At 66.6% G+C, this 16,747-nt stretch carries 8 protein-coding genes; 2 read left to right on the plus strand and 6 right to left on the minus strand.

The window, feature by feature from the left end; all coding sequences use genetic code 11:
- Positions 1-56: 56 nt before the first annotated feature.
- A complete protein-coding gene (locus tag KY501_RS12290; protein WP_224363065.1) occupies positions 57-5,699 on the plus strand; it encodes a galactose-binding domain-containing protein in 5,643 nt (1,880 codons plus the stop codon).
- Positions 5,700-5,806: 107 nt separating this feature from the next.
- Here KY501_RS12290 and KY501_RS12295 read toward each other — a convergent pair whose 3' ends face one another.
- Positions 5,807-7,066: a hypothetical protein gene (locus KY501_RS12295; RefSeq protein WP_224363066.1), complete on the minus strand. Its 1,260-nt coding sequence runs from the start codon at positions 7,064-7,066 to the stop codon at positions 5,807-5,809.
- Positions 7,063-8,484, minus strand: coding sequence for a hypothetical protein (locus KY501_RS12300; RefSeq protein ID WP_224363067.1), 1,422 nt, complete (start codon positions 8,482-8,484; stop codon positions 7,063-7,065). Before KY501_RS12300 ends, KY501_RS12295 begins: the two co-directional genes overlap by 4 nt.
- 178 nt (positions 8,485-8,662) lie before the next feature.
- Between KY501_RS12300 and KY501_RS12305 the strand changes: the two genes are divergently transcribed.
- The gene (locus KY501_RS12305; protein ID WP_224363068.1) at positions 8,663-9,430 is read left to right on the plus strand and encodes a polysaccharide lyase family 20 protein; all 768 of its coding nucleotides are present in this window, start codon (positions 8,663-8,665) and stop codon (positions 9,428-9,430) included.
- A gap of 37 nt (positions 9,431-9,467) precedes the next feature.
- Here the strand turns inward: KY501_RS12305 and KY501_RS12310 are convergent, their stop codons facing one another.
- The 4 genes from KY501_RS12310 to KY501_RS12325 form a co-directional block, all read right to left on the minus strand.
- Positions 9,468-10,205, minus strand: a complete 738-nt coding sequence (locus KY501_RS12310) for an alpha/beta hydrolase (protein WP_224363069.1) — start codon at positions 10,203-10,205, stop codon at positions 9,468-9,470.
- An 85-nt stretch (positions 10,206-10,290) separates the two neighbouring features.
- Entirely contained in the window at positions 10,291-12,108 is a 1,818-nt protein-coding gene (locus KY501_RS12315) for a CsgG/HfaB family protein (RefSeq protein ID WP_224363070.1), read from the minus strand.
- A gap of 37 nt (positions 12,109-12,145) precedes the next feature.
- Positions 12,146-14,542, minus strand: coding sequence for an FG-GAP-like repeat-containing protein (locus tag KY501_RS12320; protein WP_224363071.1), 2,397 nt, complete (start codon positions 14,540-14,542; stop codon positions 12,146-12,148).
- Between the two features lie 138 nt (positions 14,543-14,680).
- Positions 14,681-16,375: an HAD-IG family 5'-nucleotidase gene (locus KY501_RS12325; protein ID WP_224363072.1), complete on the minus strand. Its 1,695-nt coding sequence runs from the start codon at positions 16,373-16,375 to the stop codon at positions 14,681-14,683.
- Between the last annotated feature and the right edge of the window lie 372 nt (positions 16,376-16,747).

A 16,747-nucleotide genomic window follows, 5' to 3' on the forward strand; every position in this document is an offset into this window, starting at 1 on the left:
GCTTTCTCTCGATTACAGGGACTGCGGCGTGCTCCCTAGCAGGAGAGTGCCCCCCTATGAAAAAGACGAGTCGGATTACGGGCTGGTTTTCTTTGCAATCGCGCCTCCTCCTAGCGGCGGGGCTCCTACCGCTCTTCTTCGCGTGCGGCGAACCTGGGGACAACCCAGAGGGGACGGCGGCGGTGTCGACCCAGGCGCTCGCACCGCCGACGTCGGAGCGCGTCACCATCGATCTGTCGGCCGGAATGCCCGGTCAGAACCGATGGCGCTACCTGAAGGGGCAGGACTCGACGACGTATGCGTCGCCGACCTTCGATGACTCGTCTTGGAGCCAGGTGGGTATCCCGCACGGTGCGAACTACCTGACCACCTTCCTCAACACCGTGTCGGGCGGCGGCGACGGGTACCTGGACGGCGGCACCCAGTGGTACCGCCTGAAGTTCACCCTTGGCACTCAGTACGCCAACAGCAAGGTCCTCGTGGAGTTCGAGGGCGCGCATACCGGCGCGCAGGTCTACATCAACGGCACGCTCCTGCCCGGGATCAGCGAGGTCCCCGGTAGCTCCCAGGCCTCGCACGTGATCGGCTTCCTCCCGTTCATCGTCGACCTGACCCCCTATGTCACGGCCAACGGCACGACGCAGAACGTGATCGCGGTCCGGGTCGCCCGGGGCGCCGCCTGGTTCAGGAATCCCGGCTTCTCTGGCGCCTTCCGCTTCGGTCAGGCCGAGGCAGGCCTCTACCGCCCGGCCAAGATGTTCATCACCAACAAGGTGCGCATCCCGCGCAACGTCTACTCCAACCAGAAGACCTGGGGCACCCACGTCACCACCGTCTCGATCGTTCCGTCCACGACCAGCACCGCCAAGGCCGAGTCGGCCGTCGTCGCTGTGCAGACCAACGTCCTCAACGAGACCACGTCGACACAGCAGGTGACGCTGACCACCCAGATCGTGGACGCGAATGGCACCCTCGTGGTCGCCGCACCGCCCATCACCCAGTCGGTCGCGCCGATGACGCCGAGCACGTTCCCGTCGTCGCCGACCGCGATGTTCGATCAGCGCATCACGGTTCCCAACCCGACGCTGTGGTACCCGAACAACAGCACCTACGGGAAGCCCTACCTCTACAAGGTCTTCCACGTCGTCAGCGTCAATGGCGTGGTGGTCGACTCGACCCAGACCACCCTCGGCATCCGGGTCATCACCTGGGACAAGAACTTCCCGTACTTCAATGGGCATGCGATGTACCTGTGGGGCGGATCGAGCCGCTATGACTATCCCGCTCTGGGCTCGTCGGTCCCCGAGGAGCAACAGTGGCGCGAGCTCGAGCTCTTCGCCGCGGGCGGCGGGAACCTCTGGCGCCCGGGCCACTCGTCCAGCAGCGAGGAGTTCGTCGATGCGGCCGATGCCTACGGCGTCATGATCGTCCAGCCGAGCGGTGACGGAGAGAACGGGTTCAACACCCCGGCCGCGGAAGACGTCACGCTCAAGAAGGAGCTGCACCGCGACATGATCATCCGCGACCGCAGCCACCCCTCCATCCTCTCCTGGGAGTCGAACAACGGCGTGACCAACCGGACGGTCGGGGCGGCGCTCATCGCCATCAACCAGCAGTGGGATCCCATCAACACGCGCGTCGCGGCGGACCGCACGCCGGATCCGGAGAACGGGTACATCCTGGGCTGCACGCTCGAGGGTTGCGAGGTGGGCGTCAAGAACCAGTTCCCCAACAACCCTGCCTGGGGCTCGGAGTATTGGGGCAACGGCCACGCGCGCGGGCTCGCCTACGACTACGAGGTCGCCTTCCTGGCGCCGTTCCTCAACGACTGGCGCAAGTCGAAGCAGGCGAATGCCTTCGGCATGGTGCAGTGGTACTTCGCGGATACGCCCGGAGAGACGGGCCTCTTCGCCGAGTACCAGCAGTACCGAGGCACTGCGCAGGAGGCGACCTACTCGAACAGCGTCCGCTCCATCGGCTCGTCGGCCGTGGACGCGAACCGGTTCCCGAAGCTGCTCTACTACGCCTACAAGGCCGCCTGGACGCCCTTCTCGCTGAAGCCCGTCGTCAAGCTGGGGCACCACTGGAACCGCTCCGGCCAGGTGTCCGTGAACGCCTTCAGCAACTGCCCCTCCGTCCGCCTGCGCATCAACGGCGCGGACCAGGGCACGAAGACCCCGAACCCGTGGAACTCTGACTCGAACTCGAACCTCACGCAGTCGACCACGCTGCTGCCGTTCCAGGCGAACTGGAACGTGGCCTTCGCGGCCGGCACGCTCCTGGCCGAGTGCCTCGACCAGTTCGGCACCGTGGTCGCGACCGACAAGCTGGTGACTGCTGGCGCGGCGGCGAAGGTCGTCCTCAAGGCCGTCCCCAACGTGGTGCGGCCGGATGGGACCTCCTTCGCGGTGACCGCCAATGGCTCCGACGCGGCCTTCGTGGTGGCCGAGGTGCAGGATGCGAACGGCAACGTGGTCCCCACGGCTGCCAACCTCCTGACCTTCTCCGTCAGCGGCCCCGCTACGTACCTGGGCGGTACCCAGCAGTACGTCTCCAGCGGCTCGAATGCCTACTCCACCTCCGGCGGACGCAGCTCCGTCAACTACCACTCGCCGGGTGACCCCGAGCTGCAGGCTGAGGGCGGCCTCGCCAAGATCGCCCTCCTGAGCCAGTTCACCACGGGCACGGTGACGGTGACCGCGACCTCTCCGGGCCTCACCGCGGGGACCGCGAGCTACACCATCCAGGCGGTTCCGTCCTTCCAGCCTCCGGCGTCGGCTCCGACGATCATCCTCCAGCCGTCGAGCACCGCGGTCACCTCCGGTCAGCCGGCCACGTTCACCGTCACGGCGACCGGCACGGCGCCGATGACCTTCCAGTGGTCGCGGAACGGCACGGCGATCTCCGGGGCTACCGGTGCGAGCTACACCACGCCGGCCACCACCTCCGCCGACAACAACGCCTCGTTCACCGTGAAGATCACCAACAGCCTGGGCTCGGCCACCTCGAGCGCTGCCACGCTCTCGGTGGTTGCCCCCGCGGCGGTCGCGATCACCACGCAGCCCGCCGGCAAGACGGCCTACGTGGGCCAGACCGCGACGTTCTCGGTCACGGCCACCGGTTCGCCGACGCTCATCTATCAGTGGCGCAAGAACGGGACGGCCATCTCCGGCGCCACCGGCGCCAGCTACACCACTCCGGTTCTCACCGCTGGCGACAACGGGACGAGCTACTCGGTGGTGGTGACGAACCCCGTCAACTCGGTGACCTCGGCTGCGGCCGCGCTCACGGTCAATGCCGCGATCGCGCCGACCATCACGCAGCAGCCGCTCAGTGTCTCCGTCCGGGCCAATGATCCCGTGAGCTTCTCCGTCACGGCCTCCGGCACGGCGCCGTTCAGCTATCAGTGGCAGTACAACGCCGCGAACATCGTCGGCGCGAATGGATCCACGTTCACCATCGCGCAGGTCCAGAACAGCGATGCGGGCAAGTACACGGTCGTCGTGAGCAACGCCGCGGGGAGCGCGGTGAGCGCCCAGGCGACGCTCACCATCGCCCCGCCTGGCACCAACCTGGCGCTGAACCAGACGGCCACGGCTAGCAGCACCCAGGGTGGAGGCCTCGAGGCGACCTATGCGACCGACGGTAACCTCACCACGCGGTGGGCTTCCGCCGGCGCGATCGATCCTTCCTGGCTCCAGGTCGACCTCGGCTCCGTGAAGGCCTTCAACACCGTGGTGCTCTACTGGGAGGCCGCCTACGCCACCCAGTACCAGATCCAGTACTCCAACGACGCGCAGAACTGGAACACCGCCGCCACCAACACGAACGGGCAGGGCAATGTCGAGACGGTGAGCTTCCCCACCGTCCAGGGCCGGTACCTGCGCATGTATGGCCAGGCGCGCGGCTCGACGTACGGCTACTCGCTGTACGAACTGCAGGCCTACAACGTGCCCCAGTGCGGCGGCTCGGGCGAGCGCTTCACGGTTCTGTCGAGCACGCTCGTGAAGGACAACCAGAGCGGCCTCACGTGGCAGCGAGCCATGACGACCTACGCGGATCAGGGCGCGCAGTACACCCAGTCCATCGCCCAGACGTACTGCTCCTCGCAGAGCATGCGCCTGCCCACTCAGGCCGAGGCGCTCGCCATCACCGGCACGAACTCGGCCGCCTGCGCGTTCCCGCTGCCGTGGAGCACGTGGACCTCGACCGCTGACTCGTCGGACGCGTCGCGCGCCGCCTTCGTCAGCTACACCGGCTCGTCGACCTGGCAGGTCGCGAACAACTACCCCGGCGGCGTGGTGTGCACCACCGGAACGACGTCCTCCGCGCCCACGATCACCACGCAGCCGACTGCCAAGACGGTGGCGGTGGGCCAGACCGCCACGTTCAGCGTGGCGGCGAGCGGGACCGGGACGCTGACCTACCAGTGGCGCAAGAACGGCACCGCCATCTCGGGGGCGACCGCGGCCAGCTACACCACTCCGGCGACCACGACGTCCGACAACGGCGCGCAGTTCACCGTCGCCGTCTCCAACTCGGGCGGGACGGTGGTCAGCAACGCCGCCACCCTCACCGTGACCGGCGGCACCTCCTGCACCGCGGCCCCCTCGACCCCGGGGACACTCTCCGCGACGGCCAACTCCTCCGCTCAGGTCTCGCTGTCGTGGGGCGCGAGCACAGCCGGCTCGGGCTGCGTTGTCACCTACGACGTCTTCCGGTCGACGACCTCCGGCTTTACGCCTGGCACCGGCAACCAGATTGCCACCGGGCAGACCGGCACGACGTACCAGGACGGCACGGTTGCTGCCTCGACCACGTACTACTACGTCGTCAGGGCAGTGGACGCGGCAGGGTCCTCGGCCTCCTCGAACCAGGCGAACGCGACCACGCCGGGCGGCTCCACGGGGACGTTGATCTCGCAGGGGAAGACGGCGGTGGTGTCGTCGGTCGAGGTGGGCGATGCGGCCGGCGCGGTGGACGGCAACCTGGGAACGCGGTGGGGCAGCGCCTTCACCAACAGCGAGTGGATCTACGTGGACCTGGGCGCCAGCTCGACGATCAGCCGGGTGGTGCTGACCTGGGAGGCGGCCTACGCGACCGGCTACCAGATCCAGACGGCGAGCAGCACGTCCGGCCCGTGGACGAACATCTACTCGACCACGACGGGTGACGGCGGCACCGATGATGTCACCGTGTCGGGCAGCGGCCGTTACGTGCGCGTCAACCTCACGCAGCGCGCGCTGACTGCCTACGGCTACTCCCTCTGGGAGTTCCAGGTGTACGGCACGACGTCGGCCCCCTCGGGGACGCTGCTCTCGCAGGGGAAGACGGCAGTGGTGTCGTCGGTCGAAGTGGGCGATGCGGCCAGCGCAGTGGACGGCAACCTGGGAACGCGGTGGGGCAGCGCCTTCACCAACAGCGAGTGGATCTACGTGGACCTGGGTGCCAGCTCGACGATCAGCCGGGTGGTGCTGACCTGGGAGGCGGCCTACGCGACCGGCTACCAGATCCAGACGGCGAGCAGCACGTCCGGCCCGTGGACGAACATCTACTCGACCACCACGGGAGACGGCGGCACCGATGACGTCACCGTGTCTGGCAGCGGCCGCTACGTGCGCGTCAACCTCACGCAGCGCGCGCTGACTGCCTACGGCTACTCCCTCTGGGAGTTCCAGGTGTACGGCTCTCAGCCGTGATGATGGGGAAGCTCCCCGCGCAATCTCGCGCGGGGAGCTTGTTCCTGCCGCCGCGCGTGGTTCGGAGGAGCGGCGGCAGATGAGGGTCCTGGGGTGACGGCAACCTGTCAGTGCCAGGTACCGACGCCGACGCCCCAGCCGAAGTAGAGGTGCGAAACGTCGATGCAGCCGCTGATGCGCCACGAGGTCTCGGGCGACGTCAGGCCGAAGACGGACCAGCGGAACAGACGTACCTCGGCCCCCGCGGTGCCATGCACGCGGGGGCCGATATGTTCGAAGCGGCTGGGCTCGAGGTAGCTGCCGGCGCGCACCTGCAGCCGGTTCTCGATGGGCTCGATCTCGGCGCCGACGCGGGGCGAAACCACGACATGGCGCCCGGAGTGCTCGATCTGCTGTGACATGAAGGACTCGAAGCCGATGGCATTCGAGGCCGCGCCGCTGATGAGCACCGAGCCGGTCAGGAGCAGCTTCGTACGTGGCAGGGCCTTGAATTGCTCGGCACGGTCCGGCCCCCACGGGAGCTGGAGAGGACGGGAGCCGAACTGGTAGGCAAGGCCCGCCTCGATCTCCCAGGGAAGCCTGATGGAGGAGGGCAGGTAGAGGTTGGCGACCCTCACGTTGCCCGCGTCGTCCGTGGTAGCCGGACCGCTGGGATCGAGCCGACCGTGGACAGGGGCCCGAAACGAAAGGGCCGCACGCAGCGGCAGGGCCAGCGGAGTCCATACGGCGCCGGCCTCGGCGCTGGCGCCGATCATGGTGGCGAGTTCGCTGTCGATGCCTGCATCGGAATCGATGACGAGAGAGACCGCGCGCAGGCCGACGCCCACCGCCAGTTCGCCGTCGAGCAAACTGCGTGCGACCTGAAGCTGGAAGCGACTCGCGTGCAGCAGGAGCATCTGCCCGTTCGCGTCCTGGCCCAGCGTGTAGGCTTGCAGAGAGGCGAGCCCTCCAACTCCCCAGGGGCCCCACTGGACCAGGCCTCCGAGCTGGGTGAAGACGAAGTCCTTGTAGGTGAAGCCCACCGAGCCGTTGTTGTCGAAGTCGGTGTTGCCCACCGAGCTGGGAAAGGTGAAGCCCAGCGACAGGTCGTAGTCGACGTGTTTTGTCGAGTAGAGCGAGCGCAGGGCCGGAGCGGCCGTGTTGACGCCCATGCCCTCGACGCCCTCCGCGATGGGAGCATACGCGCCGGCCAGGCCCGTCATCCGCACCGGCGCCAGCACCGGCCCCTGGAATACGTCGATCGCGTAGTTCGAGCTGGTCAGTGGCGGGTTGTCCGCGAGCGCCACGGGGCTGGTGGCAAGCACGGCAACGACCGCGATCGGGGCGATGGATGATGAGCGGGTCGAGAGCATGATGGTGCGGCTCACGGGCTGAGGGATGGCTCCTCTGCCTGGGGTGGCCCCTCGTGCATCGCCCGCGCGAGCTCACCCACGAGCGACACGAAGGCGATGGCTCCACCCACCAGGGCGAACACCAGGGGAAGCGCGAGGATCACCACCTCGGTGGCACCGCGCGTCGTGGAGATGACGAGCTTGAAGATCATGCTGGAGAACCCGGCAATGCCCAGGGTCCAACCCACCCACTGCGCTCGGCTCGCCAGCTCGGAGGCCTTCAGCACCCCCGCGGCCTGGTGGAAGGACGCCAGGAGGAACAGCAAGGCCACCAACCCGGCGGTCTGCGCGCCAGCCTCTACCCACGGCGCCTGGTCCATATAGGTGAACGCAGCTGAAACGCTCCCGGACAGCCGGAAGATGAGGATGACCGCCCAGACATCGAACACGCCTCCCGTGAGCCCGAGCCCGAGCGCGCTTCGCGCGTGTCCGCGCGCTCCAGAGGACTCGGGAATTTTCGAGTAGCCGAACAGTCCGACGAGCGCGGCGAGGCCGCAGGCGAGCGTGCCGAGGGTCATCACCTTGAGCAGTCCCAGGCTCGGCTCCTGCTCACCGGAGCGCGAGGCCAGGAACAGCAGCGGAGTCCCGATCAGCATCACGGCGATGCGCGCCAGGAGCGCACCTCGGTAGAGTGTCAGGCCTTCAGACGCGGCTCTCCACTCCGGCGAACTGGCGCGCTTCAGTTCCGCGACGAGTCCGTCCCGCGCACGCAACAGCCTGGAGCGGGAGAGGAAGAACACCGCCGCGAGCACCAGCGTCGAGGAGTACGACAGTGCATCCCTGACGTATGGGAGCCAGAGCCCGCCGGGACGATCCTGAAGCGGGACCTCTATCAGGGACCGCCAGTACGTTCCCACGAGGGCTCCCGCGATGGAGAAGAGGAGAGCAACCCCCCCGGGGATGAGGGGAAAACGGAAACCCCATGCCTTCGCTCCTGTCCCCAAACCCGCCAGGAGCAGCCCCCAGCTTCCATAAAAGAGCACGTAGGCGAGGACGGTGAGCGGCGACGTCAGAAAGGACGGGGTCCGCAGCGCCGCCAGCAGGGCCACCATGTTGAACACAGCCAGGAGTCCCCGTCCCACGAAGAACATGGCCGCGGCGGTGGCGAGGCGGCGGTGCGGTGGGGTCGATGCGGAAGCCAGCCGCAGCGACACGAAGGCGAACACGCTCATCACGCAGATGTCCGCGAGCGCGTTGAACCCCCAGATGGGGCGCATCCACCGCTCGAAGGTCTCGGACGGCAGGGAGAACATGTACCAGTTGAGCACCCGGATCAGCAGAGAGACTCCCGTCTCGACCACGAGGGTCCAGAACGCGAGCCTCATCGCAGGGGCGAGGCGAGCGACAGCGGCTGTGTCCGCTGAGGGATCAGGTGAGGGGACGGACTCGGTCATGGGGTGCTCCTCGATGGAGGGGGAGTCCTACCACCAGGCCACGCAAGATGAGGCTGTGGACAATTACCGCAGGCTTGTCATGACTTTTATATTAGACTTGATTTCCTTGTTTACGTCTGGTTTGAAAGCGGTTGCGGGCAAGACCCGTGAGCAGCCGTTCTCTTCCCCCCGGAGAGCCATGAACTTCAAAAAATTCAGCATTGCTGGCGGTATCGCCCTTTTCGCGTTCGGCCTGGTGGCGGAGGCCGCCTACATCTTCCACAACACGGGGACCGTCTCTGGCTGGAACTCGATCAACAGGGAGCACAACGGCTCGGTCAACGAGGTGACGAATGTCACCTACGAGGGACCGACGGCCATCAAGGTGACCCAGATCTACGATCCCTCGTACACAGGCCGCTATCACTCCGAGGTCGTGAAGAACAACGTGTATCGTCGCGGTGATACCGGCTTCTATGGCTTTGCGTTCCGGCTGCAAGCCGACTGGCAGTTCCAACCCCAGTCGTACAACATCGCCCAGTTCATCGCGGATTTCTCCGACACCGGCTGCGATGACTACATGCCGTCCAGCATGATCTGGCTCCAGGGCAATCAGCTCTACACGCGCGTCAAGTCGGGCTCTATCTGCAGCCAGAAGACCGTCACGTTCGGCAGCCTCGCCACCGTCACGGCGGGCGAGTGGCACAAGATCGTGATCCAGGCGAAGTGGGCGAGCGACAACACCGGCTTCTACAAGGTCTGGTACGACGGCACGAAGATCCTCGAGCAGTACAACCTGCCCACCACCGTCTCCGATGACCGGTACTTCCAGTTCCGCGTCGGCCTCTACGCGAACGGCTGGCACGACAGCGGGTACATGCAGGGCAGCCAGGGCACCCGCAGCATCTGGTTCGATGAGATCGGCGCGGGTACGACGTTCGCCGACGCCGACCCCGATCAGTGGTAGCCGCGATCCTGGGGTGATCGGCCTGGGCTTCGCCGTGTCAGGCGGCGAGGTGCCAGCGCAGGAAGCCCCGTGCGCGGTTCCACATGTCCGACCAGTCCTCCGAGCGCACGAAGTGGTCTGACTCGGGGTACTCGACGTATTCGACGTGCCGGCCCAGCCAGGGATGGTTGTCCCAGGATCTCTGGGCGAAGTCCCGGGCCCAATGGGCCGGCACCAGGTGGTCCCTTCCCGCATTCATCAGGAGCAGCGGATTGCGGGCGCAGTCCGCCGGGCGATGGACCGGCGCTTGCTGCATGAGTTGCCAGATCTCGTGCGTCATCGGCGCATCGCGGGGAGTCCAGTCCGGAGAGCCGAGGAGGGAGACCGTGGCCTGGACCCGCGAGTCCCAGGTCGCCACGGTCAACGCGGTGTATGCCCCCACGGAGACACCCGCGACCCCGATGGGGCCATGGCCCTCCCACAGGAGGTGATCGATGACGCGAGACACATCCGGCGCGGCCTCGAGGATGAGGCGCAGGATGTTCTCGTGGTACGCCGACGGGCCGCCGTTGCCCATGTGGTCCGTCCAGCCGTCCCATCGCCTCCCGTGATGCGGGGCATCCACTCCCACCGCCGTCAATCCGGCGTCCGCGAGCATGTCCAGATCGTAGCGCTGATCGTCCGCGTTCGATCTGAGCCCGTGCAGGAGGATGACGGCAGGGCCTGGGCGGGGCTCGTGATGCACCTTGAGCACCGGAATGCGTCCATCCACGGCGAAGCGGTAGTCGGGAGCCATGGGGAAATTGTGCCAGCGTGACAGGCCTGCGGTGAACGCCCCCCGGGTTCGGATGCCCGATAGTGAAAGAAAGCGAGTCGCGGCGTCACGGCTCGGTGGGAGCGCTTCCTCCATCGCCGGGTGGGAGGCACTGGGGGATGTAGTTCTTCAGGTAGCCCGCGAGGTCGCTCTTGCTGCCACCCAGCTCGAGGTAGCGCGGGGCGAACTCGTGGAACGTGGCGCAGTCGCCGAGGTTCGCGGAGGTCATCGCGGTGCTGATGAGGTGGTTGCGTAGGACATACACCGCCTTGGGCTCCTGTCCGCACTGCTTGTCCAGCTCGAGGAACATCTCGCGGGCGGCTTTGGCACCTTGGGTGATGAGGCGGCGGTTCTGTTCGTGGCCATAGCCCTCGCGAATGCCTCGTTCATCGCAGTCCGCCAGGGCCTGGCTGTATTGGGTCCCCGCATTGTCGCGGGCATTGGGGCCCACCCCGAGCGCCGTCTTGATCTTGTTGCTGATGGATTGGAAGAAGTTGGAGGTGGGGAAGCGATCCAGGAAGAGCTGCCACTTCGCGATGGCCTCCTCCGTCCGGCCTCGGAGCATCAACGCGTTGCCGTGCAGTTCGAGCACCTGTCGCACACGGCGCTCCTGATCGGAGGGCTTCATGCGCTCGCTCTCCTGGAGGGCCTGGTCCAGGAGCTGGAAGCCCTCCTTCAGGGCGGTGGGATCCTGGTCCGCCAGCGTGGGCCCCATCTGAGAGAGATCCGAGCCCTCTCGGAAGCGCCCCATCAAGAGGAACTCCGCCACGGTGAGCGCCGCGTCATCGTCGTACCGCAGGTAGCCGTACTTCGTCTGGCGCAGGAGATTCTCGTCCTCGGGTTGCAGGGTCAGACTCGAGTTCGGGGAGTAGGAGATGCCGTTGACGACGGTGTGAAAGCGCCGGAAGTGCTCGGAGCACTCCTGGAGGTACGCTCGCGCCTGCTCGCGCCACTGCTGCATCAAGGCCAGCGCCTGACTTTCGTGTCCGGGAAGGATGACGCCCGGGTATTTCGGCGCCAGGTGCGGTCGGAGGGCGTGGAGCAGAGACAGCATTCGAAGCTGCCGGTACCCCAGGAGCATGGAGGAGCCGGCCTCGTCGAGCTCGGACTGACGGTGGGATTCGAGGAACTGCTCGGCCCGCTGTCCGAGCGTCGTGTGCACATCGGAGAGGGCCTCAGTCCTTCGGGCCTCCGCGGCCTTGAGCCGGGCGAGGATCTGCTCATGGCGCTCGCGCGCGAGCAGGAACGTGGGGGCCTTGCTGACCACTGTGGCGAGCTGCTGGCTGGCCTCCTGGAGCTTGCCCTGATCCGCCAGATCGAGGCCCTTCGAGTAGCTCAGCAGGGTGTCCACGTCCGGAGTCCGGCTTCGCAGCCGAGGAGCCTGGGGGAGCTTCAGTTCCAGGCCCGTCAGGAACTTGTTCACCAACTGCTGCTGCAGATCGAAGAGCCGGTCCTTCAGGCCGGTGACCTGCTCTCCGAGGATGACGTTGCCGGACTTGTTCTCGACGAGCCGGATGTTGATGCGCAGCTGCGGAGCCATGGCGAGGAACGAGCCCGCCACCGTGTACTGTGCTCCGACGAGCTGGCCAATCCGCACCGTCGTCTTCGCGTCGAAGTACTTGCTCCGCTGGAGCTTCTGCTCGTCGAGGATCTGCTGCAGCTTCTCGCGCTCCACGAGCTGGAGTTCCTTCACGGTGGACAGGTCCGTGACCATCATGTCCGCGAAGCCCTTCTGCAGCACGTCGAGCGAGGCGTCCCCGGTGTTGTTGTCGAAGTAGAGAACGGCGACCACGCGCTTGGAGGCCGTGCTCTCCGCGCGCGCCGAGAGCGCCGGGACGAGCAGACTCCAAAGGGTCAGGACCAGCAGGTGGGACGTTCGGGCCATGGAGGCATTAGAGCACCGAACGTCCCACAGCGGTTGACTACAGGGACAGGTCGAGGCTCACCCGGACGCCGAACTGGCATGAGGCCGTGTTGCCCGAGGTATCCGTGGCGGTGCAGGTCACGGGCGTCAGGCCGGGGATGAAGAGCGTGCCCGGCGGGTGGTTGCAGGTGACATGGGTCGGGCCGCACGTATCGCTGGCGGACACCGCGAAGTTCACGATGACGCTGAGCTGTCCGAGGCTGATGGAGGCGTCCACCGAGATGGGGCAGGTGATGACCGGCTTCGTGGTGTCCACCACGGTGACGGTGCCCACGCACTGCGCGCTGGAGTCTCCATCGCTCGCTGTCAGCGTGACGGAGTGCTGCCCCGAGCCGAACGGACCCGCGGGCGACTCGGAGACGGAGAACGGGCCTGGCTGGTTGTCTGGATCATAGCTGCCGTTGTTCACGCTGGCGCTGGCGTGGCACTGGGCGTCCGCGGTGACCGTGACGTTCTTGCAGAGTGCCACGGGCGGCTCGTTCTCCGGCGGGGGCGGCGGGGGAGGGGTGCACGTGAAGTCCACCGTGGCAGAGGCGCTGTTGTTGGCTTCGTCGCACTCGGTCTGGCTGCCCGCGCCCGAACCATTGTCATCCGCGATCACGAAGAGCTCGCCGCTTCCGGCGGTGAGGGTTCCTGGGGACAGGGAGACCACGGTGGAGTCTCCGGCCGGGAGGGCATCTGCCAGGGTTGCCACTCCGATCAGGGTTCCGCCCGAGGCCGGGTTGCCCCGATAGAACGCCACCTGGAGTCCGGCCGCGACCGGGGCCGTGCCTCCATTGGTCACACGGGCGCTGAGCACCAGCGTCCCGTTCTCACCGCACGAGGCGATCACGCTCGAGGCCTGGACGATGAGATCGGAAGCCGAGTAGGAGACTTCGCCCACGTACCCGGCCACGTTGGAGCGGAAGGTGTTGAGCCGGGGCTTCTGCCACGGAATCACCGGATGGGCGGGGATGGTGCCATCGTTGTTCACGTTGGTGACCGAGTAGGCGTGCTGGTTCCAGATGCGCCGCGTGTGAGCCCAGCCCTCCTGTGTGTCGTGATACACGCGGATGCCGTGGTACGCCGGGGACGCCAGATCATTGGTGGCCACGACCAGGTCCGCCGCGAAGTCTCCGTCCACGTCCGCGATGACCGGGTTCTCGTGCGTGGTGCCCGAGCTGTGCTTCGTCTGGTACCGCACCGCGCCGGTGGCCGCGTTGTAGATGCGCAGCGACACCTCGTCCGCGTACACCAGCTCGAGGTTGCCATCGTCCTCGAAGTCGAACACGGTGGCTCCGGACTTGCCGGAGCTCCAGTCCTGGATGGTGCTCGTCCACTTCACCGTGCCGTCGCTCTTCAGGACACTCAGGGCGTTGTCTCCAACCACGGCGATCTCCGGCAGTCCGTCGTGGTCGACATCCGCCAGCGTGGGGCCGCCTCCGCAGCCGTTCGAGCAACCTCCCGGGATGTCCTTGCTCCACAGCAGGGTGCAGTTGTCATCCAGCAGGCTCACCTTGCCGTTGCCCGAGACGACGATCTCGCCCTTGGTGTCTCCGTCGAAGTTGCCCGCCGCCGACAGGCCGCTGGGGATGTCCGTGTTGGCGCACTTCAGGCTGCCATCGAACCGGTACACCGAGCGCCCGTTGATGACCTCCTGCTTGCCGTCATTGTCGATGTCCACCGCGAAGGACACGGGCCCCGTGTACTGCGCCCCGCCCATCCCGTCCGAGCCCACCCACTTCAGCGTCCCCGTGTTGCTGTACACGCGGTTGCCGTCGAGGATCTCCACCGTCCCATCGCCGTCCAGGTCCGCCAGCGATGGGCCGCCCCACTCGTTGTAGTCGAACGCGTCCTCCGCCGAGCGGAACTTGAAGGTGCCGTCGTTCTCGTAGCAGATGATCCCGCGCCCGTTGGTGGGGATGCCGCAGATCTCCACCTTCCCGTCGTTGTCGATGTCTCCGACCGCGATGCTCGCCGCCGCCTTGATGCGGTAGGCCGGATCCGTCACCGCCCACAGATCGTGCCCGTCGTTCCCGCTGATGGCGCGCAGCACTCCCTCCTTCCAGTCCACGTCATCGTTCGGCACGTCTCGGAAGGAGCTGAAGATGATGTCGGGGATGCCGTCCTGGTTCACGTCCGCGACGGCCGGCGTCATCATCACCTGGTTGTACTCGGGCAGGATGGGGCTGCCAGTCCAGGCCCACTGCAGCGCGGGCTCGAAGTGGGGCGTGAACGGGGGCCTGACCTCGCACGTATCCTCGAGGTTCCGTGTGCCCTGTGCCCGCGCCTCGTCCTCCGCACTCGTGCTGTCACATGCTCCCATGAAGGACAGCGCTGCCAGTGCAGCGAAGAGTCGCTTCCTGCGATTGCTCGCATACTCCGCACGACCTTGGGTGCCTCGTCCGTACACCATGTCGTATCTCCTCCGCTCTCGGGGATGAGCCCGCCGACCCGGCGCTCAAACTGAATTGCGCCAGACCGTTTTTTCGGGATCTCCACGGAGGGAGTGAGTTCGCGCTGCCTGGCTTCACTCGCAGGCTTTGGTGCGGAGCTACTCCTTGCCCGAGCCCTTCGGCGGGCCCTCGCTGCCCAACGGTGACAGCTTTCCGGACAGAGCTCCGGCCTGCTCGTGCGGCATCAAGTCCCGCGGCGAGCGGTGGTACTGCATCGGCGAGTAGTGCAGGAAGTTCGAGACGCGGCTGGTGTACAGGCACGCGTACTGCTCGATCTGGTAGCCGAAGCGACTGTTCTCGTTGCCTTCCTTGAAGAGCAGCCCCCAGTAAGGGTTGAAGCCTTCCTCCACGTCCCGCTCCAGCGTGTCGGCCAGCCCCATCGACTCCTTCAGGGCCCGGCGCACCACGTCCAGATCCGCCTTCAACCGCCGCCGCGCTTCTTCCTCACGGGCTCGCTCCTCGGGATTCTGCGAGTCGCGCTCCAGCCGCCGCTCCACCGAGTTCAGCGCCGTCTTGATCGCGTTCACCTCGTCATCCAGACGCGCGCGGGTGATCTCGATCTCCGACAGCCGAGAGATCTCCTCCCGACGCGAGTCCGTGTAGGTGATCTCGTCCTCGATCTCCTGGACGATCATGCACGTGCGCCACAGCGAGGACTTCTTCGACTTGAGGATATCCCCGTAGATGTGATCGCCCACGTAGAGGATGTTCTCGCCTCGGTGGCCGGTGAACTCCTCGAACTGCGGCAGGTTCCCGCCCGAATACACCTTGCCGCGCTCCAGGCTCTTCGCCTCGCCCACCACGCGGCCCGCCTCGGTGGAGCTGTCCAGCTCCAGGAACGGACGCTGATCGCTGAAGAACCCCGGCTTGCCCGCAGCCGTGACGATGAAGTCGAAGTAGTTGCGCCAGCTCGAATACTCCGGGAGCTTGTCGCCCAACAGGTACCGCATCACCGCGTCCGTGTAGTCCCACGCCGAGTTCGTCAGCAGGAACAGGCGCTTGCCCCCGGAGCGCAGCTTGTGCAGCGTGGGCCCCAGCTCCGGATCCTGGAAGATGTAGCGGGACAGATCCTTGCGCACCTCGCGCTTGAGCGAGTTGTCCCGGTGCACCGTGTCGATCGCCTCGCGGATGTTGTCGTACAGCTTGCCGTAGTCCACCCGCTCGCCCAGTGACTCCAGCAGCTCGATGATGCCCGCGAACAGGCACGTCTCCGGCAACGCGAAGAGCGTGTCGTTCCATGCGAACCGCGGATCACGCGGGCGGATGAGCTTGTTGCGGTACAACTCGCGCCGCACCTCGGCCTTCAGCGGACGCAGCCCGTGCCAACCGCGCCCCACATGCCCGAACCGATCCATCTTCAGGATGTTGCCGTGCACGCGGTCCACCGCCAGCCCGCGCATCACGAAGTGGTGATCGTAGAGCAGGTGGCCGATCACCGGGTTGTAGCCGTACTCGCCCACCAACTTCGCCAGCGTCATGTCGAACGACAGCTGCTCCAACCGGCGCATGTGGTAGATGGCCAGCGTGTAGTCCATGTCGAAGCCAATCAGCTCGACGGAGGACATGCGCAGGTTGCGGTTGACGAACACGTCCCGCGCCCGAGGCGCCTCCAGGCGCTCGCGAGGCTTGCTGAGCAGGCGGGAGAGCTCGGAGTCACTCAGGAGTTCTTGGGCTCGTCGGGCGGCCTCGTCGGCGCGAGCCCGGTTCAGCGAGGAGCGGAAGCTGCCGTGGAGGGGATCCTCGGGCGCCGGTCCGCCAGGGATGGGAGCATCTGCGGGTACAGTGGGTGCCAAGCGATCCAAGGTCTAACACGCGTCGTGCTCCCGAGCACCCGGACGGTGAGTCCTCCTTGCGGGTATCCGATGGAGCGTGGCACGCTCCGGCCTGCGATGCGGTCGCCAGCCAGACGCCAGCCCTCGGACGCCGAGATCCACGCGCGGCTGTCCGCCCGAATCGAAGCCCTGGAGGACCGGGTGCGTCGGCTGGAGTCTCATGTTCGACGCGCCGCGTCATCCGGCAAGGTGAGCTCGAAGGGCGGGACTTCGGCCAGGCAGGAGCGGCCTCGGCCTCGGTGCCCCGGGTGCACGCTGGAGCTGCCTCGGGGCCGCAAGAAAGAGACGTGCGTGTGGTGCGGATTTCACTTCTCCGCCGTCCGGCGCCGGGCG

Source organism: Hyalangium versicolor, assembly GCF_020103695.1.
Lineage (GTDB): Bacteria > Myxococcota > Myxococcia > Myxococcales > Myxococcaceae > Hyalangium > Hyalangium versicolor.

What these genes read in the sequence shown, in the direction of transcription:
- KY501_RS12315 (WP_224363070.1), bottom strand. Translation starts at nt 12,108, where the DNA reads ATGGCCCGAACGTCCCACCTGCTGGTCCTGACCCTTTGGAGTCTGCTC.
- KY501_RS12320 (WP_224363071.1), bottom strand. Translation starts at nt 14,542, where the DNA reads ATGGTGTACGGACGAGGCACCCAAGGTCGTGCGGAGTATGCGAGCAAT.
- KY501_RS12290 (WP_224363065.1), top strand. Translation starts at nt 57, where the DNA reads ATGAAAAAGACGAGTCGGATTACGGGCTGGTTTTCTTTGCAATCGCGC.
- KY501_RS12310 (WP_224363069.1), bottom strand. Translation starts at nt 10,205, where the DNA reads ATGGCTCCCGACTACCGCTTCGCCGTGGATGGACGCATTCCGGTGCTC.
- KY501_RS12300 (WP_224363067.1), bottom strand. Translation starts at nt 8,484, where the DNA reads ATGACCGAGTCCGTCCCCTCACCTGATCCCTCAGCGGACACAGCCGCT.
- KY501_RS12305 (WP_224363068.1), top strand. Translation starts at nt 8,663, where the DNA reads ATGAACTTCAAAAAATTCAGCATTGCTGGCGGTATCGCCCTTTTCGCG.